Source organism: Pseudomonas parafulva NBRC 16636 = DSM 17004 (assembly GCF_000730645.1).
GTDB classification, from domain to species: Bacteria; Pseudomonadota; Gammaproteobacteria; order Pseudomonadales; family Pseudomonadaceae; genus Aquipseudomonas; species Aquipseudomonas parafulva.
Genome location: NZ_BBIU01000002.1, coordinates 226,664 through 250,858, shown reverse-complemented (window position 1 = coordinate 250,858; position 24,195 = coordinate 226,664). Strand labels below are relative to the sequence as shown.

Genomic DNA, 24,195 nt, shown 5'->3' with positions numbered 1-24,195 from the left:
GGGCATCAGCACTCCACAAAGGCGACGGCCAGGCCCCCCCGGGACGTTTCCTTGTAATTGGCGTGCATGTCTGCCCCGGTGTCGCGCATGGTGCGAATCACCCGGTCCAGCGAGATGAAATGCTCACCGTCGCCGCGCAAGGCCATCTGCACGGCGTTGATCGCCTTCACCGCAGCAATGGCGTTACGCTCAATGCAGGGCACTTGCACCAGGCCCCCCACCGGGTCGCACGTCAGGCCCAGGTTATGCTCCAGGGCAATTTCTGCCGCGTTCTCCAGCTGCGGCGGCGTTGCCCCCAGCACCTGCGCCAGGCCGGCGGCAGCCATCGAACAGGCTGAACCCACCTCGCCCTGGCAACCCACTTCCGCACCGGAAATAGAGGCGTTCTTCTTGCACAGGATGCCCACCGCTGCCGCGGCCAGCAGGAAGTCCACCACATCGGCATCAGAGGACGTGGGGTTGAACTTCATGTAGTAGTGCAGCACGGCGGGGATGATACCCGCAGCACCGTTGGTGGGCGCCGTGACCATGCGCCCGCCGGCTGCGTTTTCTTCGTTGACCGCCAAGGCGAACAGGTTGACCCACTCCATGGCGCTGAGGGTCGAGCCGATCACGTTGGGCTTGCCCAGTTCCTGAAGGCTGCGGTGCAACTTTGCCGCACGGCGCTTCACATGCAACCCGCCCGGCAGGATGCCTTCGTTGCGCAAGCCATTGTTCACGCACTCACGCATGGCCGCCCAGATCCGCAGCAGGCCTTCGCGCACGTCTGCCTCAGGCCGCCAGGCACATTCGTTGCCCATCATCAGCTGGGCCACGCTCAAGCCGTGAACCTTGCACAGGCTCAGCAACTGCTCGGCGCTGCCGAATTCGTACGGCAGGGCCACCGCCTGGCTGTTGCCAGCCGGTTGGTCGATTTCTGCCTGCTCGACGATGAAGCCGCCGCCGACCGAGTAATAGGTCTGGCTGAGCAGGCTGGCGCCGCTGTCGAAGGCTTCGAGGCGCATGGCATTGGGGTGGTACGGCAGGTCTTCGTCCAGCAGCAGCATGTCTTGCGCATAGTCGAAGGTCAGCGGCTGGCTGCCATCGAGCATCAGGCAACGCTCCTGCAACACCTGGCCGATGCGCGAGTCGATGGTGGCCGGGTCGATGCGATCAGGCCATTGGCCCATCAAACCCAACAGGCATGCCCGATCAGTGGCATGCCCTACCCCGGTTGCCGACAGCGAACCGTACAGACGCACTTCGACACGCTGGGCGCGGGCCAACAGGCCTTGCTCGCGCAACGCCTGGGCAAAGGTTGCCGCAGCGCGCATCGGGCCCACCGTGTGTGAGCTTGAGGGGCCTATGCCGATTTTGAAGAGGTCGAAAACACTGATAGCCATGCTAAAACCTGACCGCTGGATGCCTTGTGGCATGCAACAGATATGCGAAGAAAGTGGGCGCTAGCGCCTGTTATAGGCAATACTGGCCCTCATCCTCTGGAATGACCAACGATACTTCCTAAGCAAGGCTTTAGCAGGGCTAAACAATGCGGCATCAACTCACTGGCCAGTCGTTTGTCTGGCTGCATGTCTTCGCCTGCGCGGCGCGGCACCTGTCGTTCACCCGTTGCGCCGAGGAGCTGCACATCACCCCCGGAGCCGTCAGCCAGCAAATGCGTCAGTTGGAAGACCGCCTGGGCTATCGCCTGTTCGTGCGCCGGGCGCGTGGCGTTGAGCTCAGCGCCGAGGGCCAGCGCCTGGCACAGACCGTGGCTGAGGCCTACGGCAGCATCGAGGCCGAACTGCTGCGCCTGGACGCGGGTGAAATCCGCGGGACTGTGCGGGTGCGCTCGATCCCGTCATTTTTGGCCAAATGGCTGACCCCGCGCCTGCCGCGCTTCCAGCAACGCTACCCGGACATCGAACTGCGGCTGGTGGCTGAAGACAGTGCCCAGGCCCTGACCCCGGGGGACTTCGACCTGGCCATCGACCTGAACGATGGCAGTTACCCGGGCATGCTTTCTACCCCGCTGCTGGCCGAGCAGATCTTCCCGGTCTGCTCCCCCGGCCTGCTGCGTGGCCGCCCGCCCCTGCACGGCCCGGCCGACCTGGTGCACTACCCGCTGCTGCACGACATCACCGCCTGGCGGGGCAGCTCGGAGTATGCAGAATGGGAGTTCTACCTGGAGGGTATCGGCGCCGCCGCGCAGGATGTGCGCCGCGGGCACACCTTCAATCGCAACCACCTCACCATCGAGGCGGCCATTGCCGGCCTGGGCGTGGCCATTGCCCGGCGGACACTGCTCAATGACGAGCTGGAACGTGGCGCGCTGATCGTGCCGTTTGGTGTAGCCATCGCCAACCACAAGCGCTATGTGGTGCACTACCCGCCTGGCGGCCTGAGCCAACCCGGCGCGCGGGCCGTGCATGACTGGCTGGTGGCCGAGGCCCACAGTTTTCGCGAGTTGCACCCGCTGGGCCAAGGCCCGACGCCCACTCAATAGGCGTGCTTGCCGGTAAAAGCGTTGAGGGTGCGCACCAGGATCACGAAGTCGAGCCACAGCGACCAGTTGTTGATGTATTCGATGTCCGAATCCACGCGCTGGATCATCTGCTCGATGTCCTTGGTCTCCCCCCGGAAGCCGCGTACCTGAGCCAGGCCAGTCATGCCGGGCTTGATGTTGTGGCGGGCGAAGTAGTCGACGATGTCCTGCGAATACAGGGTGTCATGCTGCAGGGCGTGGGGCCTGGGGCCCACCAGCGACATCTCGCCGGTCAGCACATTGAACAGCTGGGGCAGCTCGTCGAGGCTGGTGCGGCGGATGAACGCGCCCACCTTGGTCAGCCGGGGGTCGTGCTTCTGCGCCTGCTTGATCTCCCCGCCATCCGGTTGGTGCACGTGCATGCTGCGAAATTTCCAGATACGGAACGACTCACCGGTCCAACCCGTGCGCTCCTGGCGGAAGAACACCGGGCCCGGGCTGTCGAGCTTGATCGCCAGGGCCACCGCCAGCAGCACCGGTGAAGCACATAGCAGAATCAGCGCAGCGAGCACTTTGTCTTCCAGGTTTTTCAGGAACAGGCTCATGCCGGTAAGCGGGGTTTCGGAAAGGGTCAGCACCGGGATGCCGGCGATTTCCCGCACGCTGTGGTTGATCAGGCGCAGCGAGAAGATATCGGGCACCCAGTTCACGGCGATGCATTTGTCCAGCAGCTTGAAATACACCTGGTTGATCACCTCGGAACCGCCCAGGGGGGTTACCAGGTAGACGGTGCGGATGGCATGGCGGGCAACGATGTCGTCCAGCTCCCCGATATGCCCAAGCACTGGCAGGCGTTGCTTGGCCTCGGCGGCCTCTGGCGCGTCGGCAGGGGCCGGGCCCAGCAGCACGCAGCCCAGCACCCGTTCGCCGAACCACGGGTTGTTGCTGATTTTCTGGTAGAGGAAATTGGCCAGGTCACCCTCACCGATGATCAGGGCATTTTCCAGGCGGGCGTGGGCCGTGAACCGTTTTTGCAACTCGCGCACGGCGATGTGCATAAAAAGCTGGGCGATGTAGCCAATAATGAACAGCTGCACCACCAACAGCCGGGAATAGGTTTCGCTCTGCTTGGTCAGAAACGCCATCACCACCAAGAAGCAGAAGGTGGCCGACCAGGCCTTGAACAAGCGAAACGCCTTGATCGACAAGCTGACATTGGTGCGGTAGATGGCGTAATGGTCATAGATGACCGCCAGGGCACCGATCAGCAACAGCAGCATGATCACGTAGTCGGAGGTGATGTAGCCAAACTGGTCGTAGATCAGGTACCAGGCGATCCCGGTGACGGCGATGCCGTCCAGGCCCGCCTGAATGGCATTGCTCACACTGCTTCTGCGCTGAAGCAACGAACGGCTGCTTCGGGGTTCGAAAACCATTTCAGACCTCTTCGGTGGGTGCCTGGCAACTGCCAGCGATCAAACAGCCAACCTGAAAACAGCGTAAGCGAAGCGGGTGAAGCGCCGATGCATTGATCTCACTGTAGCATCATGGCGAGCGGCTGCTGAACAGCAGGGTGCGTAGCAGAAACAGCGGGTTACCGGCCACATAGCGCATGAACAGGCGCTTGGGTTCGCGCACCAGGCGGTACAACCACTCCAGCCCGAAGCGCCGCAGCCAGCCCGGCGCACGGCTGACCTTGCCCCCCAGAAAATCCAGAATCGCCCCGCCACAGATGATCAGGCACGGTTGGCCGCTTTCGGCCAGCGCTGCCGCCACGGCTTCCTGCCGTGGCATGCCCATGCCCAGCACGATCAGGTCGGGCCGGTGCTTGCCGGCCAGTTCCAGGTAGGTGTCGATGGCGGCGAACCCATCGTGCACCGACACCGGCTGTACCCCAAAGGTAGCCGCGCAGCGCTGCGCGGCCTGGCCCAGGTAGGGCTGGCGCGTGCCCCAGAACGCCACACGGCGGCCACGGTACGCCCCCAGCAGCCTGGGGATGAAGTCGGTGCCGTTCATGTTCAGGCCCGGCGCCAGCCCCAGCCTGCGGTACAGAATGGCCATGCCCGAACCGTCGCGCAACAGCACGCCTGCCGACAGCAGCGCCTGGCAGTAGGCGCTGTCGCGCACTACCAGGTTCATGGCATGGGCGTTGACGAACCCCAGTACGGTAGGCGCAGTGGGGGCGGCGAGCTGCGCAAGCAGCCCCTGGGCTGCGTCATTGTTCTGCACAACCTGCAGCTGATCGATGATGCGTTGCCAGCGCTGCCGCCAAAGTCGTCGAGGCATCAGTCGTCATCCCGTTTGGAGCGCACCCACTCGACCTGGCGCTTGATCAGAAAGCCCAGGTACAGCGGGATTTTGCGGGCGGCATAAAAAGGCGCGTACAGCAGCACCGAGAACGGAATGACCTCCCGGCAGAAGCGCAACCAGGCCAGGCCCACGGCAAGCGCCAGCAACACAAGCGCCCAGAGGGCTAGCCAGGCTGGCGTTGCCAGGCCCAGCACGGCGTAGGCCAGCCAGGTCAGCAGATTCAGCCCGAGCAAGGCCAGCACCAGCAGCGCCAGAGGCGGCACCAGCAGGTCCAGGGTCAGGGCTGCCAGGGCACCGTTGCGTTGCTGCACCGCAGCCATGGCCCGCCGCGGGGCATCGGCCAGAATCAGGCCCAAGTGGCCATGCTCCCAACGGGTGCGCTGGCTGTTGAGGCCCTGCTGGCTCACCGGAAACTGGCTGGTCACCAACGCCTCGGGGCAGAACAGCGGGGGCTTGCCCTGCTGGCACAGGTCCAGCCCGAGTTTAATATCTTCGACCAAGTGGCCGTTGGCCAGGTCGACCCCCGCCAGGTCCTGCCAACGGAACGCCATGCCAGCCCCCATCAGCTGGCACGGCAACCCCAGGCGGGCCCAACCCCGTGGGCGCACCAGGTTTTTTACCCGCCAGGCAAATTCGGCGACCTGCACTTTCGCCCCGGCACCTGCCGGTGCGCGCATCAGGTACAGCCCCTGCACCGGCCTGCCCGCCTCAACGCAACGGCGCGCCAGGCGCTCGATGGCGCCCTCGCCCACCACGCAGTCGGCATCCACCACAATCACCACGTCCGGGGCCTGGCTGGCCAGGTGGCGCAGGCCGAAGTCCAGCGCATAGCCCTTGCCACGCAACCGTGCGTCCTGGCGCTCGACCACCTCAGCGCCGGCAACGCCCGCCAGGCGTGCGGTGTCATCGGTGCAGTTGTCCGCAACCACCAGCACTCGGTCGCCGGGCAGCAGCTGGGGGGTGATACTGGCCAGGGTAGTGGCGATGATCGACGCCTCGTCATGGGCGGGCACCAGTACCGCCACCCGCGGCCTTGCACCACCAGCCATCGGCCGTTGCCGGCGCGCGGGCAGGCAAGCCAGCACCACCTGCAGCAAAAGCACCAGCACCGGCACCAGGGCGATCAACGCCAGCACGCCCAGCAACCCACCCAATACACTAATCATGCGTCTGCCTTGAAATAACCGGCCAGCCGGGCCGCCTCGGTATCGATGTCATGGCGTTGCAGTACACGGTGGTAAGCCGCGTCGCCCATGCGCTGCAGGTTCTGCACCGGTTGCGCCAGGCAGTCAGCCATGGCTTCGGTCAGTTGCTCCACATCGCCAGCCGGCACCAGCCAGCCATTTTCACCAGGGCGTACCAGTTCGGGAATGCCCGCTACATAGGTAGTGATTACCGGCCGGCGCAAGGCCATGGCCTCCATGATGACCACGGGCAGGCCCTCGGCAAAGCTGGGTAAAACCAGTGCGCGTGCTGCGAGGATTTCTTCACGCACCTGTGCGCTGCTGATCCACCCTGTAACCCGTACATGGCGCTGCAGCCCGTAGCGGTCAATCAACCGCTCAATCTCCCCGCGCATCTCGCCATCACCTGCCAGCACCAGCTCGAACGCCGTCGCCTCGGCGGCGAGCCTGCGCGCCGCCTCCAGCAACAGCAACTGCCCCTTCTGTTCGCACAAGCGCCCCACGCACACCAGCCTGGGCGCAGCGGGCACCGCTACAGCCGGTACCGCATGAAAGGCCTGCTCAAGGCCACAATGCACCACTTTTATCCGAGGCCAGTGCTCGTGGGCCACCCAACGGTACAACTGGCTGCGCCCATAGGCGCTGACGGCTGCCACGAACGCGGCGCGTCGGGCCTTTTCACCCAGGTGCAGGAACTGCGGTTTATCGAACTCTTCAGGCCCGTGCACGGTAAAGCTGTACGCAGGGCCACCCAGTGCGTTGGCCAGCATCACCACCTCAGCCGAATTGGTGCCGAAATGGGCATGCACATGGCTGGCCCCACTGGCCTGCAACCACTGCAGCAACTGGCAGGCCTCGGCCAGGTAGATCACATGGTAGGGCCAGGCCCGATCGGCCCGGCGGCCCATGCCCAGGGCCAGGCACAATGCCTGAAGGAACCGCCGGGGTTGATGGCGCAGTGCGTGCCAGGTGGGTGCGATCAATGCACGCAAGCCGCCTTGCAGCACGTAACGGGTCTTGAGCTTTTCACTGGCATCGTCGGCGTCCTGCACCTCGGCATCCCAACCCCGCAGCGCCAGACGCTGCACCTGCACACCCAGGCGCTCCAGCGCCAGGATCTCGCGGCGGATGAAACTGTGGCTCACCTTCGGGTACTGATTGATGAAGTAGGCGATACGCATACGAATCCAGATCCAAACCCGCTTGATGGCCTAGCGCCTGTGTCAGCCCTGTTCCTGGCTGCCGATCACCGGCGGTCTGCCCACTGCCGATACACGCTCAACGCATGCATCCCCCTGTTTACCTTGTAGTTCATGGCTGCCACCCGCGCCCGCCAATGCCCCCTGCAAACCTGCGAAAACCTCCAGCAACAGCGCATGCCGGCGCCGGTACATAGCACGCTTTTTGGCCGGGATGTCCGCCTCGGCGCGCTGTGCGGCCACCAAGGGTATGGCGAAGAAGCCTTCACGGTGCGACGCCATGCCGCCGCTCTCCTGCCAGATAACGTCATAGTCCGCTGCCAGGGGCTTGCCCTCGTCTTGGCCGAAGTAGGCATGCCGATGGTGGCGGTAAGCGTCGCTCACGGCGTTGATTTCCGCCACGCCCAGGCACCGGGCCAGGCATTTGAGCGCCTCCAGCAGCAGGCTGCGGGGGCGCAGGCCTTCGAAATCCTTGGTCAGGTCGCGGTAGATGGCCAGCGAGGTGTCGCTGTCGATACCCCTGTGGATGCCCTGCACGGCACCGACGAACATTACCAGCGGCCCTTCGCTGCGGCTAAGAGTGAACGCCAGCGAAGCGACCCGCAGGTCACCCCGGAACAGGTTCAACACCAGCTCGCCCTCGCGCTTGAACCAGACTGGGCGGTCCAGTACCAGGCTGCAACCGGCAGACTGGGCAGAAAGGTCGTACAGCACGATGGACTGATCCCGGCCCTCCACCAGCAGGTGCGGAAATTGGCCAGCCACCACTTCAAAGTGCGCAGCCACCGCCTCCAGCCGGCGCGGCGCCGCCCAGCCCCGGCTGATGTACGGCCATTGCACGACGCCTATGCCGTCCATGCCCAGCCGCTGCCAGCAATCAGGCCCCAACGCCGCCTGCATGCGTTGCATGAACCGGCCCAGGTCGTGTCGGTGGATGAGCATCTGCTGCACCAGCCGGCGCTTGCTGTTCAATGCCCGTAACGAGTAACCCGGTTGCAGGCTGGATACGCTTTTGACGAGGGTGCCGAGCATCATGGGTGGGCTCTCACTTGTACTCGATCAACGTCGATTTGCCGGCCAGCAGGCGCTGGCGCCAAAATTTCAGCTGCCCCAGCATTTCCGGGAACTTGCCAATGACCAGAAACACCGCCTGCAGCCAGTTTTCCTTGGGGGTGCGCTGACCACGACGGGCCAGGCGCACGACCTGCACCGGGTACACAGCCAGCAGCAACAACCCCCAGGCGCCCAGCGCCAGGCAGGCTAGCACCACCACCAACGGTACGCCCAGGCCCCACAGCCATGCCCGGCGGGACTCCTGCAGCCAGTGCCGCTCAGGGGGCGCACCGTGCAGTTGCGCGCCTTCGGCATAGGCAAAGCCGGCCCGCTGGGAGCGCCGCCACCATTGGCTGAAACGGGTCATGGCCGCGTCGTGCAGGGTCATCTCGGCGTCCAGGCGCCAGACCTTCCAGCCTGCAGCCCGCAGGCGTACGCACAACTCGGGCTCCTCGCCCGCGATCAGGCCTGGGCGAAACCCACCGACGGCGTCAAAGGCCTGTACCCGCATCAATGCATCGCCGCCGCAGGCCTTGGCCTCGCCCACCGGGGTGTCCCACTCCATGTCGCAAAGCAGGTTGTAAGGCGTCTGTCGGGCAAACCGCTCGCGGCGGCGCCCGCACACCACGGCGACATCGGCGTGCTGCTGCAAAAAGGCCTGGGCGGTAGCCAGCCAGCGCGGGGCCACCTCGCAATCGCCGTCAACGAATTGCACCCAGTGCAAGCCCGGCACTGACCGCAGCAGAGCTGCAAAGCCTTCATTGCGGGCGCGGGCAGCGGTAAAGGGGATGCGCAGGTCCAGCGCGAGTACCTGAACACCCAGGCTTTGCGCCAGTGCCACAGAGCCATCCGTGGAGCCGGAGTCGACGTACACCACGCTGTCGGTGCGCTCAGCCAGGGACTGAAGGCAGCGCGCCAGGCGCTGGCCTTCGTTGCGGCCAATCACCACCACGCCAAGCTCGGGCGTAACGCTCACTCGACAGCCTCCGCACCGGCTGTGCGCCTGGCCTTGACCGTGGCAGGTACTCCCACCGCAATGCAGTCGTCCGGCACATCCACCAGCACTACGGCATTGGCCCCGATGATCACGTTGTTACCGATGCGGATTTCCCCCAGCACCTTGGCCCCGGTGCCGATATCCACGTTATCGCCGAATACCGGCGCCACCGGCCTGTCCACCCGTTTCAGCCCCACGACCACGCCATTGCGGATACGGCAATTGTCACCGAAGCGCGCATAGCCACTGACGACGATGCCGCCGAAGTGGTCGATGACGAAATTGCGGCCAATCACCGCTTCGCAGGGCAACTCGACGCCGGTGATGATCTGCACGAACTTGAACAGCACTTTGTAGATGAACGAAAACAGCTTGCGCAACAAGGCCGGGCGCACCCCGTAGCGCCAGCGCCCGAAGCGGTACACCAGCAGCACCCAGAACCCCTGTGCGCCCCAATCGCCCCCATGGGCCCGCAGGTCGGCACGAATATTCTCGAACATGGCGCGTACTACCTCGTGGGTTGGGTGGCGTAGCGGGTTTTGAGCAGCAATGCCCACGTCGCCTTGCTATGGCGCCAGCAGGCCAGCAACGCAGCCCGCCCCCGGCGCTTGAGCAAGGCCTTGAGCGCCAGCACCAGGTCGCCCAGGCTGACCAGCAGCATGTGCAAGGCCAGGCCGGCAATGCCGTGGTGTTTGCGAAAGTACAGCAGCTCGCTTTCGATCTGGTAAGCAGAGATCTGCCGGCTGGCCGCCTCCAGTTCAGCTACCGACTTGGAGCTTTCGCCACCGATGTGCACCACCGTGGTGTCGGGGTAGAACACCACCTTCCACCCCGCGGCCTTGACCCGCTTGCAGTGGTCCACCTCTTCGTAATAGAGGAAGAACCGTGGGTCGAACAGGCCCACCTGGTCCAGCACTTCACGGCGTACCAGGTAGAAGCAGCCGGGCAGCCAGTCGCATTCGCGTACCGAGGCATGGTCCCAGCCCATCTCGTCGACCATTTTCAGCCCGGGGAAAAACCGCCCCAAACCCGTACGCCCTGCAAACACATTCAACGGAGTGGGAAAGTACCGGCAGCTTGGCTGCAGGTCGCCATCCCGCCCTTCCAGTCTGACGCCGAGCACCCCACATTGGGGATCGCTTTCCATGTACGCTAAGGTTCTGCGCAGGGTGTCGGCGGCCACGAACGCATCGGTATTGAGCAGCAACGCATAGCGGCCCTGCAGGTGCGCCAACAGCTGATTGTTGGCGCGGCCGAACCCCACGTTCTGTTGGTTGGCCAGCACTACAGCGTCGGGGCAGACCTGGGCCAGGCGTTTTACGGAGTCGTCGGCAGATGCGTTGTCGACCACCAGGTAGCGGGCCAACTCATCGCTGCCGGCGTGCCGCAGGGCGTCGAACATGGGCTGCAGCAAAGCGCCAGTGTTGAAATTGACCACCAGCACATCCACGGGCTTAGCCATTGTCGCTGTCCCCGAAGAAGTACTGGCGCCGCTGCGCCATCAGCAGTGGCTCGACCTCTGGGTCGTAGGCGCCGTTGCGCTGCTTGACGATGTCGATCCAGGGGTAGGCCTCACAGCGGGCTTCCACCCGTTTGATCAGCGCGTCGGTGGTGCAGATAAAAGTGGCCGGGTTACCGCCATACACCGTGCCGGGCGGCACATCCTTGGTTACGACGGCACCTGCGGCCACGATCGATTCCGGGCCGATGGTCACCCTGGGCATGACGATGGCGCCGTGGCCGACGAAGCAGTTGTCCTTGATGTCGATGAAACCGACTGAATCCAGGTGCTTGCCGAAGCGGTGCTCGATCAGCAACACCACCCCGTCGTGCCCGATCAGGGTGCAGTCGGACAACCCCACACTGTTGCCGATGCGCACCAACGACGGGTCGGTGATGTTGCAGCCCTGGTTGACATAGAAGTTACTGCCCACCGAATGAAAGCCACCCCAGCGGGCCAGGTAAGCCCCCCACTCCAACCCGGACGGGTTGCAGAATTTCTTGTAGAACGCGCGTCCTCGCCCTGTGGAGTGCGCATAGTGCGTCACGGCTCTGCGTATCCATCCGATCATGCTGCCTGGCCTCGCGATCAATGCAATCCAAATAGTCCCTGAAGCGCCACGGTCTCGTTCTTGTGGTTGCTGACCGGTGCGCGCTCATGCCCTGTCGCCTTTTTACGCCGCTGCGCTGCGGGCTGCGCTGATCCTCCCGTCAAGGTGCTCGGCCAGGCGTACGGCAAATTGCAGCAGCGGCATGGTCGGGTTGGAAGCACCGCCGGTGGCAAAAATGCTGCTACCCGCCGCATAGAGGTTGTCGGTGCCGAATACCTTGCAATCGGTGTCCACCACCCCGTGCTGGGGTGAAGCGGCCATGCGGGTGGTGCCCATGTGGTGGGCGTGGGGCGAGAGTTTCAGCGGTATTGACGTGTCGTAGACGTAGTCGTTGAGCTTGACGAAGCCCAGTTCCATGTCAGCCCACTGGGTGGCCAGCGTGGTACCGATGCACTTGATGGTGTTGCGGTCCTCGGCGGTGAGCACCCAGTTGACGTTGACCTTGGCCACGCCCAGGGCGTCCTTCTGCTCCAGCAACGAGATACGGCTTTGCAGGCTGGGGAACTGCTCGATCATGGTGCTGATCACCCCATCACCCGGGCAGCTGAAGCGGGCCACGAATTCCACCTTGCCGGCCACGCCCATGTCACAGGCCAGGTTTTCCAGAAAATGCTTCACCTCGGCCGTGCGGCCGTAGGTTTGCACCTCAGCCAGCAGCGCGGCCCTGACGTTGCCCTTGCCGATCTTGTACTGCTCGACGAAGGCGTCGGTGGTGTAGTACTCGCGGGCGTCCTGGTCCAGCCCGGGCTTGAGGATGAAGGTACCCATGTCGACGTTCAGGTGCTCCATGAAGCACCCGCCTACCAGCCCGCCTTTGCTGATCACACCGGCATCTGCCAGCGACTGGCTGTTGAGCAACTGCCGGGCATTTTCAATGGCGCCCGCGGCCAGGATGAAATAGCGCGCCACCTGGCGCTGGCGGTTGCCCTCGTAATCAGACAGGACCACTGCCGCCAGGCGGCCAGCGGCACTGTCGAATTCCAGGTCGACGCAATTGCAGTTGAGGAACACGTCCAGGCCCTCGGTCTGCTCCAGGGCCGTGGCGTACTTTTGCGCAAACCGGGTGGGTGGGCTGAGCAGAAAGCGGTCCGGGTCGAATTCACCGCCATCCAGGCCGGTATTGATGGCCTTGAACGGCGCGCCGGCAGGCAGGTCGACAATGTCCATCGCCGCCGGCAAATAACGCTCGATTTCCTCATAGGGGATGGGCCAGCCCGGCAGGTCGCCCGGGGGCGCGATCGTGAAATCCGAGGGGCTGAACGGCCGGCAGCGGCCTGCCCAATGGTTGGACGTACCGCCCAGGTAACGCAGCCGGGCTTCCTCGGCATACAGTTGCAGGCCGCTGGATGAGCAGGCATACAGCCCTTGGGAGCGGGGCGAATATTCCTGCCCGCCGCCTTCGGCCAGCAATACGCTGTGGCCGGCAGTTGCCAGGCGCAGCGCCAAGGTGATGCCCGCAGGGCCTGCGCCGATGATGCACACGTCATAGCTGCCCCGCAGCGTTTTCTGCTGCTGATAATCGGCAATCATGCCGGCTGGTCCCGAAAATACCGGGCGGGCAACACCCAACCGTTGATTACCACGAAGCCCGCCTGCCCGGCAGGCCTGGCCGCCAGCACCGCCTGGGGGCCAAGCACTGCGCCGCCCACGCCCAACAGTACGCAACTCTGCAGAAAGCCCCTACGACCCACTTGCGACGCACACACTGTCAGCTTCCCCATGATCACCCGACCCGTCCCCAAGAAAGTTACACTTGCCTGCCCCACTACAGCTGCTCGAATACCGCCGTGAGCAATGCCCCGCACAGGGCGCCGACCAGCAGCATCGGCAACACCACCAGTTCACGTTTCAGGCTGAATATCCCCAGCTTGCAATTCACGTACACGATCAACACCAGCGTGGGGGCGGTATGCAGGGCGACGCCCCAGATCGCCCAGTCCACACCGCCCAGGGCCAACAGCAGCGGCAGCAGCCCCCACAGCGATACCAGGCGGATGATGTTGTCCATGGCCTGGTACTTGGTCAGCCCCAGGGCAATCCATACCTGATGCGCCAATGTATAGCGCAATGTAAGGAAAGAGAGTGAAAGAATCGCGAGCATCGGGCCAGCCTCGCTGTAACGCTCGTCGTACATCCAGCCGATCAGCAGTGGGCTGGCGGTCAGGAAGCCGCCGCAGACAAACAGCACCAGCAGGTCTACCAACAGGCGAAAGCGCTGGTACAGGGCGTTCAGGCGCTGCCGGTCATCGGCACGCGCCGCTTCACTGAATGCGGGCAGAGCCACGGCCCCCACCACCTTCATGATTGCCATCTGCACAGCACCGAGGATCAGCACCGCGATGGAGTACACGCCCAGTTGCGCAGCCGTCATGCTGGCGCCAAACCAGATGCGGTCGCCGTACATGGCCAGCACCCCTACCATCGATGACAACAGGATCCAGCGGCCAAACACAATCAGCTCGGTCAGCGCACTGCGGTCCCACTGCAGCCGGTTGCCATGGCCTTCAAGCGCGGTATGCCCCAGCACCGTCCACACCAGCGCCGACACCAGCCCGGCGATCACCAGCGCCCAGATGGAATGGGTGAGGTAGCCCAGCACCAGCATCACCAGCAAACCGACCAATTGCGAAGCCAGGTCTACCAGCACCACGCGCTTTTGCTGGAAGGTGCGCACCGCCACATCCAGCTTGGTCGACTGAAAACCCCAAATCACCGCAGACAGGCCGGTGGCGGCCAGTACCCAGGGCAGTACCGGTGCCGCATAGGTGGAATCGGCAGGCCACACGTTCTCCACCTGGGCCAGCCACGCCAACAGCGACAGCAGCAAGGTCAGGGCGAACAAGGTGAAGCCGCGGATGATCTGCACGGTCCAGGCGGTATTGAGAAACGCAGGGTCATCGCCCCGGTGGCTCTGGATGATGTTCTGCCGAAGGCCTACGTCTGAGAGCAAGTGCAGCAGTACGGATACCGTGGTAGCGATCACCATCACGCCGAACATTTCCGGGAGCAGAAGGCGCGCCATGATCAGGTTGCCACCCAGGCGCATGAGCTGCGATGCCACCTGCGACACCAGGTTCCAGGACCCGGCATGCAGGGCCCGCGAGCGCAGGCTGGCGGCGGCTGGCACATCAATCGACGGCATGCGTTCAATCTCTGACTGAATGGCTAAAAGTCACTATAGTTTCATTTAGCCACGTTGCTAGCCGTTGCCCACCAAGGGAAAGGTGTACATAGCCGATGCCTGAACATTTACGCGCGCTGATCGTCATCCTGTTTCTGGCAACCGTGGTTTTCGTGCTGGCTCGCCGGCCAGCCACTGACCTGATTCCACCCGCCGACTTCAAGCGCAGGCGCAACCTGTGGTTCGTGTTGACGGTGCTGGCGTTCGTGTCCCAGAGCTTCTGGCTGTACGTCATTGCGGCGGGCGTGATCCTGTACCTGGCCGGGCGCCGGGAGCACAACCCAACGGCGCTGTTCTACATGCTGCTGTTCCTGATCCCCCCTGCGGCGGTACAGGTGCCAGGGTTTGGCGTGGTCAACTACCTGGTCGATCTCAACCACATCCGGCTATTGACCCTGTGCGTGCTGTTGCCGGCGGCCCTGGCACTGCGCCGTCAACCCGATGGGCTGCGCTTTGGCCGCACCTGGGCCGACCGGCTGCTGGCAGCCGGCCTGCTGCTGATGGGCGGGCTGTACCTGCGCGAAACCACGCTCACCGACACCCTGCGCCAGGCCCTGTACCTGTACATCGATGTGTTCCTGCCCTACTACGTTGCCAGCCGCGGGCTGCGCCAGCTCAGTGAGTTCAAGGACGCGCTGCTGGCCTTCGTGCTGGTGTCATTTGTGCTGGCGATCATTGCGGTGGCCGAATACGTGCGGCACTGGCTGCTCTACAGCGCGCTGATCGACGCCATGGGCGTGCCCTGGACCCTGTCCGGTTACCTCAGCCGAGGCGGGGCATTGCGTGCCAGCGTCACTACCGGGCAGGCCATCGTGCTGGGTTACGTGATGAGCGTAGCCATTGGCTTGTTCCTGTTTGTGCAGGGGTACGTACGCCGCCCGCTTCACCGGCTGATGGGCGCACTGTTGCTGGCTGCCGGGCTGTTTGCGCCGTTGTCCCGGGGGCCGTGGATTGGCGCGGTGGTTATCGTGGCGGTGTTCATTGCCTTGGGCAGGGGGGCGGTAAAGCGCCTGACGCTGCTGGCAGCGGCCGGCATGCTCGCCCTGCCCTTGCTCAGCGTGGTACCGGGTGGTGACAAGGTACTGGACCTGCTGCCATTCATTGGCAACCTGGAAAAAGAAAACATCACCTATCGCGAACGGCTGATGGACAACGCCTGGATCGTCATCCAGCGTAATCCGCTGTTCGGCTCGTTCGATTTCCGCAACACGCCGGAAATGCAGTCGATGATCCAGGGCGAAGGCATCATTGATATCGTCAACACTTACATCAACCTGGCGCTGCGGGTGGGGCTGGTGGGGCTGGGCCTGTTCGTGGCGTTCTTCGCGGTGGTACTGCATGGCATCTACAAGGCCATGCGCAGTTTCGAAGACAAGGACGACGAGCGAAGGCAGCTGGGCCGGGTGCTGCTGGCCACGCTGGTCGGCATTCTGGTCATCATCTTCACCGTCAGCAGCATTACCTTCATCCCCATCGTGTACTGGTCAATCGCGGGCATTGGTGTGGCCTATGTGCACATGGTGCGCAGGCTTCACCAGCGCCAGGCGTTGCCGCTGGCAGACCCCGCCACCGGCCCCAGGCCCTCCCTTCCCAGGAACTTGCCATGACCCCGCACCGGCTGCGATCCCTGCTGCGCCTTTCTACCCTGGCCGCACTGGCCGTGCTGCCACTGGCCGGGTGGGCGACGGCCTGGCAAGTGAGTGTCGATGAAAGCAATGGCTTGCCCACCGTGACCCGGGGCGGCGGGCCAGTGATGACGGCCAAGTTCGACTTCTGGGCAGGGAACTGGAGCTGGACGGCCTTCCAGACCGGCTTCAAGGTAGACGGCCCCTACCAGTACAGCCTGCAAGGGCAGAACAAGGCACTGGACTTCGACCTGCAGGCCAGCATCGGTAAAGAACAGCCACAAACCCTCGTCTGGGCCTTCGACCTCACCGCCCACAGCCGCCAGGCCGGGGTAATGGGGGGCGGCATCATGTTCCAGTTCGACCCCGCCCAAATCAGTGGCGAAATGGGCCCGCCACAACTGTTGCCCGGCAACAGCGGCTGGTCGTGGGGCAATGCAGACAAGGGGCGGCGCGTGGAAATGCGCTTCGACCCGCCACTGGCCAACATCTACTTCGAGCGGGGCAACCCGGCCGAGCTCCGCGCTTTTCTGTACAAAGACCCGATCACCCCAGGCAAGCAGCAGATAAAAGCCGTGCTCAACGTGACCGGCGACATCGCCCTGGCGCCCACGGCCACTGAACGCTTTGGCCTGGTAGACCCCGCCAGCTGGCCAGACGATCAGTTGGACTGGCGCACCTCCCCGGTGGACCTGTCGTTTCTCAACGCCCAGGAAAAGCCTGCCGGCAAGCACGGCTTCCTGAAGGCTGAAGGCGAGCGACTGGTGTTCGAGGACAACACCCTGGTGCGCTTCTGGGGCACCAACCTGTCGGCCTACTCATTGTTCAAGAGCCCTGACGAAGAGATTCGCCAGCAAGCCAAGCGGCTGTCGGCGCTGGGGTTCAACCTGGTGCGCCTGCACCACCACGACTCGCCCTGGGTCAGCCCCAACGTGTTCGGCGATGGCACACGTGTGCGTGATACCCGCCAGCTGGACGCCGATGCCCTGCGCAAGCTCGACCTGTGGATCAAGGCGTTGAAGGACGAAGGCATTTACATCTGGCTGGACATGCATGTGCAAAGGGCGCTTGCCGCGGGCGACGGCATCGATGATTTCGCTGAGCTGGCCAAGGGCGGCGACCGGGTTGACCTCAAGGGCTACGCCTACGTCAACGCCAGCATCCAGCAGGCGATGAAGCGCTTTGCCGAGCAATACCTGACCCACGTGAACGCCTACACCGGGCTTGCCTACAAGGATGACCCGGCCATCGCCGCCGTGCTCATCACCAACGAAAACGACATTACCCAGCATTACGGCAACGCGCTGTTGCCCGACAAAGGCGTACCGCAGCACAGCGAACGCTACATGGCCGCAGCCAAGGCATTCGCCAGGCAGCACAACCTGCCAGCCGACCAGACCTGGCGCGCCTGGGAGCACGGCCCGTCAAAGCTGTTTCTCAATGACCTGGAACAGCGCTTCAACGCCGACATGATCGCGCACCTGCGGGGCCTGGGGGTGCGGGTGCCGATTGCCACCACCAGCACCTGGGGTGGCAACGGGCTGAGTGCCCTCCCCGCGTTGAGCGTGGGTGATGTGATCGATGCCCACAGCTACGGTGCCGGTGGCCAGCTGGAGAAGAACCCCCTCACCAGCGATGGCATGATCGACTGGCTGGCGGCTGCCCAAGTTGTCGGCAAGCCGCTGACCGTTACCGAGTGGAATGCCGAGCCATTCCCCCTGCCCGACCGCCATTCACTGCCGCTGTACGTGGCCGGTACCGCCAGCTACCAGGGCTGGGACGCCATGCTGCAATACGCCTACAGCCAGCAGGCGTTCAACCCCGGTTGGCGCACCGCGGACAACTGGCATGCCTACAACGACCCGGCCATGCTCGCCACCCTGCCCGCAGCAGCCCTGCTGTACCGCCGGGGCGATGTGCAACTGGCCAAGACCCACTTCGTGTTCGCCCCGCCACCTGCCACCTTGTACAACCAGGAGATCACCCCACGCACCTCGGCACTGCTGCGCACGGCAGTGGGCCTGGGCCAGTTGCAGATCGCGCTGCCGGTGACGCCAGAACTACCATGGCTGAAACCTGCCGCCGTACCCGCTGATGCGCAGGTGTTGGTTGACCCCGGGCAAGCGTTGCTGCCAGCCGATGCCAGCCACGTGGTCAGTGACACGGGAGAGCTGTCGCGCAACTGGCAACAGGGCATCTACACCATCGACACACCACTGACCCAGGCGGCTACCGGTTGGCTGGGCGAGCGCACCCTCACCTTGGGTGCCATCGAGATCAAGGCCCATACGCCTTATGCCAGCGTGGCAGTGCAGAGCCTGGACGGCGAGCCTCTGGGCCAATCCCGCAGCCTGCTGCTGTCGCTGGGCACCCGCGCTGTCCCCAAGGCCGATGACAAGACGCCCTTCTACGTCGAGCCGCTCAAGGCCGACCTGAGTATCAAGGCACCAGCCGGCCTCAAACTGTTCGCCCGAGATGCCCAGGCCCAGCTCAAGCCGCTGCCGGCCAGCTACAAGGATGGGCAGTACCGCATCACGCTGGATGGCAGCTACATGTCCAATTGGCTGTTCTTGAAATAGGGCATATGGCCATCTACGCTCAGGTCACCTGTGACCCACCTGCACGTTCCTGGGGCAGTTCACTGCATGCGTCAATGGCAGCTTCGCGGAGGTGGGCATGAGGTATCTGGTGGTCGGGGGTTCGGGCTATATCGGTTCGCACATGGTCAGCCACCTGCTGGAGGCGGGCCATGAGGTGGTGGTCGCCGACCTGGTATCACCCGGCCCGGGTATCTGCTGGGCCAGGCTGGACATTGCCGACGAGGCGGCGCTGGACCTGCTGTTCGGCATGTACCCGTTCGATGCGGTGTTTCACTTTGCTTCGTTCATTCAGGTGGGCGAATCTGTCAGTGCACCCGGCAAGTACTACCAGAACAACGTGGCCGCGACGCTGGCCCTGCTGCAGGCGATGGTGAATGCCGGCGTCAGGCACCTGGTGTTTTCGTCGAGCGCTGCTGTATATGGCAACCCGCAGGCGGTGCCAATCAATGAAGCGCACCCCAAGGCGCCGATCAACCCGTATGGGCTGAGCAAGTGGATGGTGGAGCAGATACTGGAAGATTTCGACCGCGCATACGGCTTGAAGTCTGTGTGCCTGCGCTATTTCAACGCAGCGGGCGCAGACCCGCGAGGCCTGCTCGGTGAGCGGCACGAGCCGGAGACGCACCTGATACCGCTGATTCTGCAGGCAGCGTCGGGTCGGCGTGAAGCCGTGACGGTGTTTGGCCGGGACTACGACACCCCCGACGGCACCTGCATCCGTGACTACGTGCACGTGAACGACCTGGCAGCGGCCCATGCACTGGCCGTGGATTACCTGATGGCGGGCGGTGAGCGGGCTGCATTCAACCTGGGCAATGGCCTGGGGTTCTCGGTGCAACAGGTAATCGACACGGCGCGCACGGTCACCGGCCGGCCCATCGCCACCCTGGACGCCCCCCGCCGGCCCGGCGACCCACCCAGGCTGGTGGCCGATGCCACCCAGGCCATGCAGGTGCTGGGGTGGCAGCCGGCCTATGCGGCGCTTGAGCAGATCGTGCTGCATGCGTGGCAGTGGGAGTTGCAATACCCGTGGCCGGCGCGTGGGGCCATTCGCGGGTGAACCCGCTCCCACAGGGTGGGTTGCACGTAGAAGGGCTGGAACGCAGCTCCAGCGATACCAGCGTTGGGTCACAGGTTGCAGGGGGCGCTGGGCGCCCCATCGCGAGCTGCGCTCGCTCCTACTTGGATCAATAATACGTCCGTGGCTTCTCGTCGGCCTTGTTCAGCACCGTCCCCAGCAAGTTCACCGTCCCCAGGTGATGCAGGCAATCTTCGATTTCCTTCTTGTTGTTCATGCCATTGGCCACCACCAGCAGCACACAGTCGAACTTCGGCATCACGGTGATGGCGTCGTCCGAACTGAGCAACGGCGGCAGGTCGAAGATGCAAATGCGCGATTCATACCGGTTGCGCAGGTCCCCGATCAAATGGTTCACCTTGGGCGAGCACAGCACTTCGGTGGACATCGGCACCGGCACGCGGGTGGGTAATACCACGAACCGGGGCAAGGTGGGGTTGACCAGGCAATCCTGCAGCGGTGCCTGATCGTTCAGAAACTCGTTGAGCGAACGCTCCATGGGCAACCCCAGCGTGCTGCCCACCTTGGGCCGACGCAGGTCGAAGTCCACCAGCAAGGCGGTCCTGGTGGTGTGATGGGCGATGCTCATGGCCAGGTTGATCGCCAACACCGTCTTGCCCGCTTCCGGCGTGGGCGAGGTGATGGCCAACGTGCGCCAGCCGTTTTCTTCCATCGCCCTGAGCACCTGGGTGCGCAGCAGGTCGATGGGGCCGTTCATCACCGAGTTCTTGTTGTAGGCAACGATACGGTGGCGCTCCAGATGGTCTGCGCGCAACGCGACCACCTGGGTGTTCACGTAATCGAACTGCCCCGGCACCTCGGCCAGGCCAGTACCCGGTGTGGGTGTGATTGCCTGGGGTGTCCCGGGGGTGACGGGGTGCACGTCATTGCCAACAGCGGGCTTGATCCTGTCCATCACTGCTTCCCTATGCAAATTTGGACGTGAATTTGAGCAGCAGTACATCCAGTGGCATGTAGAACAGGTGTATCAGCACCAACAGGATAGCCGCCATACCCAAGGCTGCCAGGATCAGCCCGTTGCGCCAGCGCTTGCGCCGGGCAACGTCGGCCCGCGTATCGATGTATGGCAGGGCCACCAGCACACGCTTGCCCAACAGGTTTTCCAGGGCGCCGACGCCCCGCACCCGCTGGTTGAGCAATTCAAGCAGCACCACCAACGCCCCACCCCCGGCAGGTGCCAGCACCAGGCCCAGTGCGGCGATTTTCTTGCGGTTGGGTTTGATCGGCTTCTCGGGCATCAGCGGCGGCTCCAGCAGCACGAAGCGCTCGGCCTTGTTTTCCTGCTCCAGGCTTTCGGTGATCTTGGCGCCCATTTCCTTGGCGCGGATTTCCTCGTACTTTTTGCGGGCGTTGTCGTGGTCGCGCATCAAGGTCACCAGCCCACGTTCAACCTGCGGAGCCTCCAGAATCTCGGCTTCGTAGCCTTCCATCTTCTTGGTCAGCTCGCGCTTCTGGTCAGCCAGCGACGCGATGCGTTCCTGGGCAGCGCTCATCTTGGCGCGCACCCGTGCAGCATCAAGGCTCACAGTGGAGGCTACGGCGGTAGGGTTGCCGCTGGCCTCGAGGGCCTGGATCTTGCGCTTCACTGCCACCACGTCTGGGTGGGCCTCCTTGTAACGCGTCAGCAGGCGCGCGTATTCGGCTTTCAGGCTGGCAAGGTCCTGGGGCTGGTCGGCACTGGCGGGCCGGGCGGCATCACCGGTTTTGGTGGCAAGGCCGGCGTTGGCGGCCGACAGCTCCAGCTCCAGGTAACGTAGTTCTTCTTGCGCGGCCTTGTAGTCGCGGTCCACTTCACGAAACTCCAGCTCTGAGCGGGACAACATGTTCATGCGCAGGGTCTGGTGTTCGGGCAGGGCATTGGCATGGGCCTGTTTGAAGTCGGCCAGCTGGTTTTCCAGGCTGGCGAGCTCAGCGCCTAACTTGTCTGCCTCCTGGGTCAGAAACTCGGTGGTTTCATTGGCCCGCTCTGTGCGCTGCTTGAGGTTTTCGTTGAGGAACAGCGTCACCAGTTCGTCGGTGACCTGCTTGGCGACTTCGGGCTGGCGATGTTCGAAGGACACGTTGAACGCCACGGTGGCCTCGCCGCGCCCCCTCACGAACGTGGTCAGGGGCTCCACCACGATGGCATTGCGCAGTTGGTCGATCTTGTCGCCTTCACTCAGGCGCTTGTCGGCGAACAGGCCGTACTTGTCGATGATGCGCAGCAGGTTTTCCCGTGTCATCACCCGCTGGCGGATCAACTCGATGCGCTCATCGGCAAAGGTGGTGGTGTTGGTGGATACCAGCTCAGGCGAAATCTGCTGCGATTCCACCAGGATGGTGCCGGTCGACTGGTAGATCGGCGGCACCATCAACGCTACCGCCACGGTGGCAGCCAGAATGACCGCTGCACTCACCCCCAGCACCAGGGCCCGTTCCTTGATAATGGCGATGTAATCTCTGAGAGACAGCTCGTAGTCGGACTTCATGGGGCCACCTGCCATGGGTTCAGATGTCGGGGTACCTGTACGTCAACGTCAAACCAACGATCGTGGCGGTGGCATCACCCTGAAGGTCCTGCTGCCGCTCCTTGTACATCAACGATAGACGCAGGTCCCAATAGGGCGAGAACTGCCTGCTGGCCCACACGCTGTACATCTGCAAGGTGTTGGGGATTTGCCCCTTGCTGTCCTGCCAGGCGGCGTCGGCGCCCACGCGGGTCAATTCATCAAGCGCATAACTCCACACGCCTCGCACCTGGTCGAGCTGGGCAAAGCCTCCTTGGGCGCTGGCTACAGTACTGCGCTCCACCGTCAGGCTGGCATCGGTCCGCGCGCCGGTGTACAGCAGCGACACACCGCCCTCCCCGCGGCGGCCGCCCTGAGGGCCAGACACCTTGTTCACGCCCAGATGGGCATCGGCACTGAAGTTCTCGGAGATCCGGTACTTCACACCCACCGCCGGGCTGTAGCTGTTGGAAGCGGTGGCGGTAAGGTCCTGCTCAGGCTCGTAGCGCCGCACGCCAAAACGGGTATACACATCGGCCCGCTCGCTCCAGGCATACGTCCAGGTCGAAACGTTCGCCAGTTCGTCGTAGCCGGTCAGGCTGCTGATGTCGTAGCGAGCACGGTTGAAGGTGGTTTCGTTGCTGAGGGTGCTGCGCTCGGTGACGGCCTGGCTCCAGTTACCGCTCAGCGTGTAGAGCTTTTGCGTACCGTCGGTGGTCACCACACCGGTATCGAGCACCGTGCCCGACAAGGTGGAGCTTTCGTTGTAACGGGCCAATAACCCGAACTGCCCGCGCTCGGTAGTGCGCTGCCAGCCCAGGCTGATGTCCGGGTCCTCGCGGTTGTCGACCACGTTGGTGTTGGATGAGCGCAACACGTGCAGGCCCAGGCCGAATCTCAATTCGTCGCGGCCGAAGTTGCCGATCAACGTGTAGTCGGGGGCGATGAGCGTGCGGGTCACGCCTTTCTCGCCCGAGGGCAACAATAACGGGTTGCTGTCGTATTCGACCGACGTGGGGACAACTACGGTGGATTGCCAAGTTGCTGCCAGCGCGCTGCCGGTAAGCGGCAACGCCAGGAGTGCCGTTGCAATGCGAGTTGTTTTTAGAAAAGGCATTGAATGTACTTATTTAAAGGCAGGATCAAGGAACGACCAGCGTGTCGCCAGCCTGAAGTTGGAAGTTGGTCGACATGTCACGACCCGACACCAGGTCCTTGTATCGCACGGGCAGGATCCTTTGGGAAGCACCGCTGCCGCGCACTACCTTTATTTCGCTTTCATCGGCAAACTTGTCCAGCCCGCCCGACATGCTCAGGGCCTGCAACACTGCCGTGGGGCCGGCCATTTGCACAGGGCCGGGTTTGATCACCTTGCCCTGTACATACACCAAGTTGCCGGCGATGCTTTTTACCACCACGCTCACGTTCGGGTCTGGGAGGAATTTCTCGAGTTTGGTGGCGACCTGTTTTTCCACCGCTGTCACATCCAGGCCGGCAACATCGATGCGCCCGGCGAGGGGGAAGGTAATGCTGCCGTCCGGCAACACGGTGGCTTCCTGGCGCAGGCTGTCTTCCTGCCACACGGAGATCATCACCACATCGCCAGGGCTGAGCAGATACGCTGGCGCGCTTTGCGCCGCCATGCCCTGCCCCGACCACGCTACCAGCAAGCCTACGACGGCAATCAATGAACGCACCATGAGGGTCCCTCCGGCCAGATGGCCCGACTTAGAGCACTGAAGAGAACAACACACCAACTCTCGCTCCGCTTCGCGGGCCTACACCCCGCGACGGCCTGAACTTCGTCCTGAAGGCCCTTGCAACACCCTGCGTTACTTGCCCAGTAACCCTGTATTAACCGGGGATACTGGCAATATAGCAATGGT

20 protein-coding genes are annotated in these 24,195 nt (G+C 63.6%); 4 read left to right on the top strand and 16 right to left on the bottom strand.

Annotation, left to right across the window (positions count from 1 at the left end; translation table 11 throughout):
- Positions 1 to 5 precede the first annotated feature (5 nt).
- The gene (locus PPA02S_RS01380) at positions 6 to 1,382 is read right to left on the bottom strand and encodes an L-serine ammonia-lyase (RefSeq protein ID WP_028634066.1); all 1,377 of its coding nucleotides are present in this window, start codon (positions 1,380 to 1,382) and stop codon (positions 6 to 8) included.
- Between the two features lie 146 nt (positions 1,383 to 1,528).
- On the opposite strand from PPA02S_RS01380, the gene PPA02S_RS01375 reads away from it, so the two are divergent.
- A complete protein-coding gene (locus PPA02S_RS01375; protein WP_028634067.1) occupies positions 1,529 to 2,485 on the top strand; it encodes a LysR substrate-binding domain-containing protein in 957 nt (318 codons plus the stop codon).
- Here PPA02S_RS01375 and PPA02S_RS01370 read toward each other — a convergent pair.
- From PPA02S_RS01370 to PPA02S_RS01315, 11 genes are all read right to left on the bottom strand, one after another.
- Entirely contained in the window at positions 2,479 to 3,900 is a 1,422-nt protein-coding gene (locus PPA02S_RS01370; RefSeq protein WP_028634068.1) for an undecaprenyl-phosphate glucose phosphotransferase, read from the bottom strand. The two genes, PPA02S_RS01375 and PPA02S_RS01370, sit on opposite strands and share 7 nt — an antisense overlap.
- A 109-nt stretch (positions 3,901 to 4,009) precedes the next feature.
- Entirely contained in the window at positions 4,010 to 4,750 is a 741-nt protein-coding gene (locus PPA02S_RS01365) for a WecB/TagA/CpsF family glycosyltransferase (RefSeq protein WP_028634069.1), read from the bottom strand.
- A complete protein-coding gene (locus PPA02S_RS01360) occupies positions 4,750 to 5,940 on the bottom strand; it encodes a glycosyltransferase family 2 protein (RefSeq protein WP_028634070.1) in 1,191 nt (396 codons plus the stop codon). The genes PPA02S_RS01365 and PPA02S_RS01360 overlap by 1 nt, the downstream gene beginning before the upstream one ends.
- Positions 5,937 to 7,139, bottom strand: coding sequence for a glycosyltransferase family 4 protein (locus tag PPA02S_RS01355; RefSeq protein ID WP_028634071.1), 1,203 nt, complete (start codon positions 7,137 to 7,139; stop codon positions 5,937 to 5,939). The genes PPA02S_RS01360 and PPA02S_RS01355 overlap by 4 nt, the downstream gene beginning before the upstream one ends.
- Positions 7,140 to 7,181: 42 nt before the next feature.
- Positions 7,182 to 8,192 carry a DUF535 family protein gene (locus tag PPA02S_RS01350; protein ID WP_028634072.1) on the bottom strand — a complete coding sequence of 337 codons (1,011 nt, stop codon included), beginning with the start codon at positions 8,190 to 8,192 and terminating at the stop codon, positions 7,182 to 7,184.
- Between the two features lie 10 nt (positions 8,193 to 8,202).
- On the bottom strand, positions 8,203 to 9,186 hold the full coding sequence (locus PPA02S_RS01345; protein ID WP_033728055.1) for a glycosyltransferase family 2 protein: 984 nt from the start codon (positions 9,184 to 9,186) through the stop codon (positions 8,203 to 8,205).
- Positions 9,183 to 9,707: a serine O-acetyltransferase gene (locus PPA02S_RS01340; protein ID WP_028634074.1), complete on the bottom strand. Its 525-nt coding sequence runs from the start codon at positions 9,705 to 9,707 to the stop codon at positions 9,183 to 9,185. Before PPA02S_RS01340 ends, PPA02S_RS01345 begins: the two co-directional genes overlap by 4 nt.
- A gap of 8 nt (positions 9,708 to 9,715) precedes the next feature.
- A complete protein-coding gene (locus tag PPA02S_RS01335; RefSeq protein WP_033728056.1) occupies positions 9,716 to 10,669 on the bottom strand; it encodes a glycosyltransferase family 2 protein in 954 nt (317 codons plus the stop codon).
- Positions 10,662 to 11,279: an acyltransferase gene (locus PPA02S_RS01330; RefSeq protein ID WP_028634076.1), complete on the bottom strand. Its 618-nt coding sequence runs from the start codon at positions 11,277 to 11,279 to the stop codon at positions 10,662 to 10,664. Before PPA02S_RS01330 ends, PPA02S_RS01335 begins: the two co-directional genes overlap by 8 nt.
- A gap of 102 nt (positions 11,280 to 11,381) precedes the next feature.
- Complete coding sequence (locus PPA02S_RS01325; RefSeq protein WP_028634077.1) at positions 11,382 to 12,848, bottom strand: FAD-dependent oxidoreductase; 1,467 nt, start codon at positions 12,846 to 12,848, stop codon at positions 11,382 to 11,384.
- 235 nt (positions 12,849 to 13,083) lie between these two features.
- A complete protein-coding gene (locus tag PPA02S_RS01315) occupies positions 13,084 to 14,460 on the bottom strand; it encodes an oligosaccharide flippase family protein (protein ID WP_028634079.1) in 1,377 nt (458 codons plus the stop codon).
- 95 nt (positions 14,461 to 14,555) lie between these two features.
- Between PPA02S_RS01315 and PPA02S_RS01310 the strand changes: the two genes are divergently transcribed.
- The 3 genes from PPA02S_RS01310 (at position 14,556) to galE (ending at position 19,784) form a co-directional block, all read left to right on the top strand.
- Positions 14,556 to 16,106 (top strand): O-antigen ligase family protein, encoded by a 1,551-nt coding sequence (locus tag PPA02S_RS01310; RefSeq protein WP_028634080.1) that lies wholly within the window; start codon positions 14,556 to 14,558, stop codon positions 16,104 to 16,106.
- Positions 16,103 to 18,703 carry a glycoside hydrolase 5 family protein gene (locus PPA02S_RS01305; protein ID WP_028634081.1) on the top strand — a complete coding sequence of 867 codons (2,601 nt, stop codon included), beginning with the start codon at positions 16,103 to 16,105 and terminating at the stop codon, positions 18,701 to 18,703. Before PPA02S_RS01310 ends, PPA02S_RS01305 begins: the two co-directional genes overlap by 4 nt.
- Positions 18,704 to 18,800: 97 nt before the next feature.
- Entirely contained in the window at positions 18,801 to 19,784 is a 984-nt protein-coding gene (galE, locus tag PPA02S_RS01300; RefSeq protein WP_028634082.1) for a UDP-glucose 4-epimerase GalE, read from the top strand.
- A gap of 127 nt (positions 19,785 to 19,911) precedes the next feature.
- On the opposite strand, the gene PPA02S_RS01295 is transcribed toward galE, so the two are convergent.
- From PPA02S_RS01295 to PPA02S_RS01280, 4 genes are read right to left on the bottom strand one after another with little or no spacing between them, the layout of a single operon-like run.
- The gene (locus PPA02S_RS01295) at positions 19,912 to 20,718 is read right to left on the bottom strand and encodes a CpsD/CapB family tyrosine-protein kinase (RefSeq protein WP_028634083.1); all 807 of its coding nucleotides are present in this window, start codon (positions 20,716 to 20,718) and stop codon (positions 19,912 to 19,914) included.
- Positions 20,719 to 20,728: 10 nt separating this feature from the next.
- Positions 20,729 to 22,291, bottom strand: a complete 1,563-nt coding sequence (locus tag PPA02S_RS01290; protein ID WP_028634084.1) for a GumC family protein — start codon at positions 22,289 to 22,291, stop codon at positions 20,729 to 20,731.
- Between the two features lie 19 nt (positions 22,292 to 22,310).
- Complete coding sequence (locus PPA02S_RS01285) at positions 22,311 to 23,426, bottom strand: hypothetical protein (RefSeq protein WP_028634085.1); 1,116 nt, start codon at positions 23,424 to 23,426, stop codon at positions 22,311 to 22,313.
- Positions 23,427 to 23,451: 25 nt separating this feature from the next.
- A complete protein-coding gene (locus tag PPA02S_RS01280; protein ID WP_028634086.1) occupies positions 23,452 to 24,009 on the bottom strand; it encodes a polysaccharide biosynthesis/export family protein in 558 nt (185 codons plus the stop codon).
- Between the last annotated feature and the right edge of the window lie 186 nt (positions 24,010 to 24,195).

What these genes read in the sequence shown, in the direction of transcription:
- PPA02S_RS01380 (WP_028634066.1), bottom strand. Translation starts at nt 1,382, where the DNA reads ATGGCTATCAGTGTTTTCGACCTCTTCAAAATCGGCATAGGCCCCTCA.
- PPA02S_RS01375 (WP_028634067.1), top strand. Translation starts at nt 1,529, where the DNA reads ATGCGGCATCAACTCACTGGCCAGTCGTTTGTCTGGCTGCATGTCTTC.
- PPA02S_RS01370 (WP_028634068.1), bottom strand. Translation starts at nt 3,900, where the DNA reads ATGGTTTTCGAACCCCGAAGCAGCCGTTCGTTGCTTCAGCGCAGAAGC.
- PPA02S_RS01365 (WP_028634069.1), bottom strand. Translation starts at nt 4,750, where the DNA reads ATGCCTCGACGACTTTGGCGGCAGCGCTGGCAACGCATCATCGATCAG.
- PPA02S_RS01360 (WP_028634070.1), bottom strand. Translation starts at nt 5,940, where the DNA reads ATGATTAGTGTATTGGGTGGGTTGCTGGGCGTGCTGGCGTTGATCGCC.
- PPA02S_RS01355 (WP_028634071.1), bottom strand. Translation starts at nt 7,139, where the DNA reads ATGCGTATCGCCTACTTCATCAATCAGTACCCGAAGGTGAGCCACAGT.
- PPA02S_RS01350 (WP_028634072.1), bottom strand. Translation starts at nt 8,192, where the DNA reads ATGATGCTCGGCACCCTCGTCAAAAGCGTATCCAGCCTGCAACCGGGT.
- PPA02S_RS01340 (WP_028634074.1), bottom strand. Translation starts at nt 9,707, where the DNA reads ATGTTCGAGAATATTCGTGCCGACCTGCGGGCCCATGGGGGCGATTGG.
- PPA02S_RS01335 (WP_033728056.1), bottom strand. Translation starts at nt 10,669, where the DNA reads ATGGCTAAGCCCGTGGATGTGCTGGTGGTCAATTTCAACACTGGCGCT.
- PPA02S_RS01330 (WP_028634076.1), bottom strand. Translation starts at nt 11,279, where the DNA reads ATGATCGGATGGATACGCAGAGCCGTGACGCACTATGCGCACTCCACA.
- PPA02S_RS01325 (WP_028634077.1), bottom strand. Translation starts at nt 12,848, where the DNA reads ATGATTGCCGATTATCAGCAGCAGAAAACGCTGCGGGGCAGCTATGAC.
- PPA02S_RS01315 (WP_028634079.1), bottom strand. Translation starts at nt 14,460, where the DNA reads ATGCCGTCGATTGATGTGCCAGCCGCCGCCAGCCTGCGCTCGCGGGCC.
- PPA02S_RS01310 (WP_028634080.1), top strand. Translation starts at nt 14,556, where the DNA reads ATGCCTGAACATTTACGCGCGCTGATCGTCATCCTGTTTCTGGCAACC.
- PPA02S_RS01305 (WP_028634081.1), top strand. Translation starts at nt 16,103, where the DNA reads ATGACCCCGCACCGGCTGCGATCCCTGCTGCGCCTTTCTACCCTGGCC.
- galE (WP_028634082.1), top strand. Translation starts at nt 18,801, where the DNA reads ATGAGGTATCTGGTGGTCGGGGGTTCGGGCTATATCGGTTCGCACATG.
- PPA02S_RS01295 (WP_028634083.1), bottom strand. Translation starts at nt 20,718, where the DNA reads ATGGACAGGATCAAGCCCGCTGTTGGCAATGACGTGCACCCCGTCACC.
- PPA02S_RS01290 (WP_028634084.1), bottom strand. Translation starts at nt 22,291, where the DNA reads ATGAAGTCCGACTACGAGCTGTCTCTCAGAGATTACATCGCCATTATC.
- PPA02S_RS01285 (WP_028634085.1), bottom strand. Translation starts at nt 23,426, where the DNA reads ATGCCTTTTCTAAAAACAACTCGCATTGCAACGGCACTCCTGGCGTTG.
- PPA02S_RS01280 (WP_028634086.1), bottom strand. Translation starts at nt 24,009, where the DNA reads ATGGTGCGTTCATTGATTGCCGTCGTAGGCTTGCTGGTAGCGTGGTCG.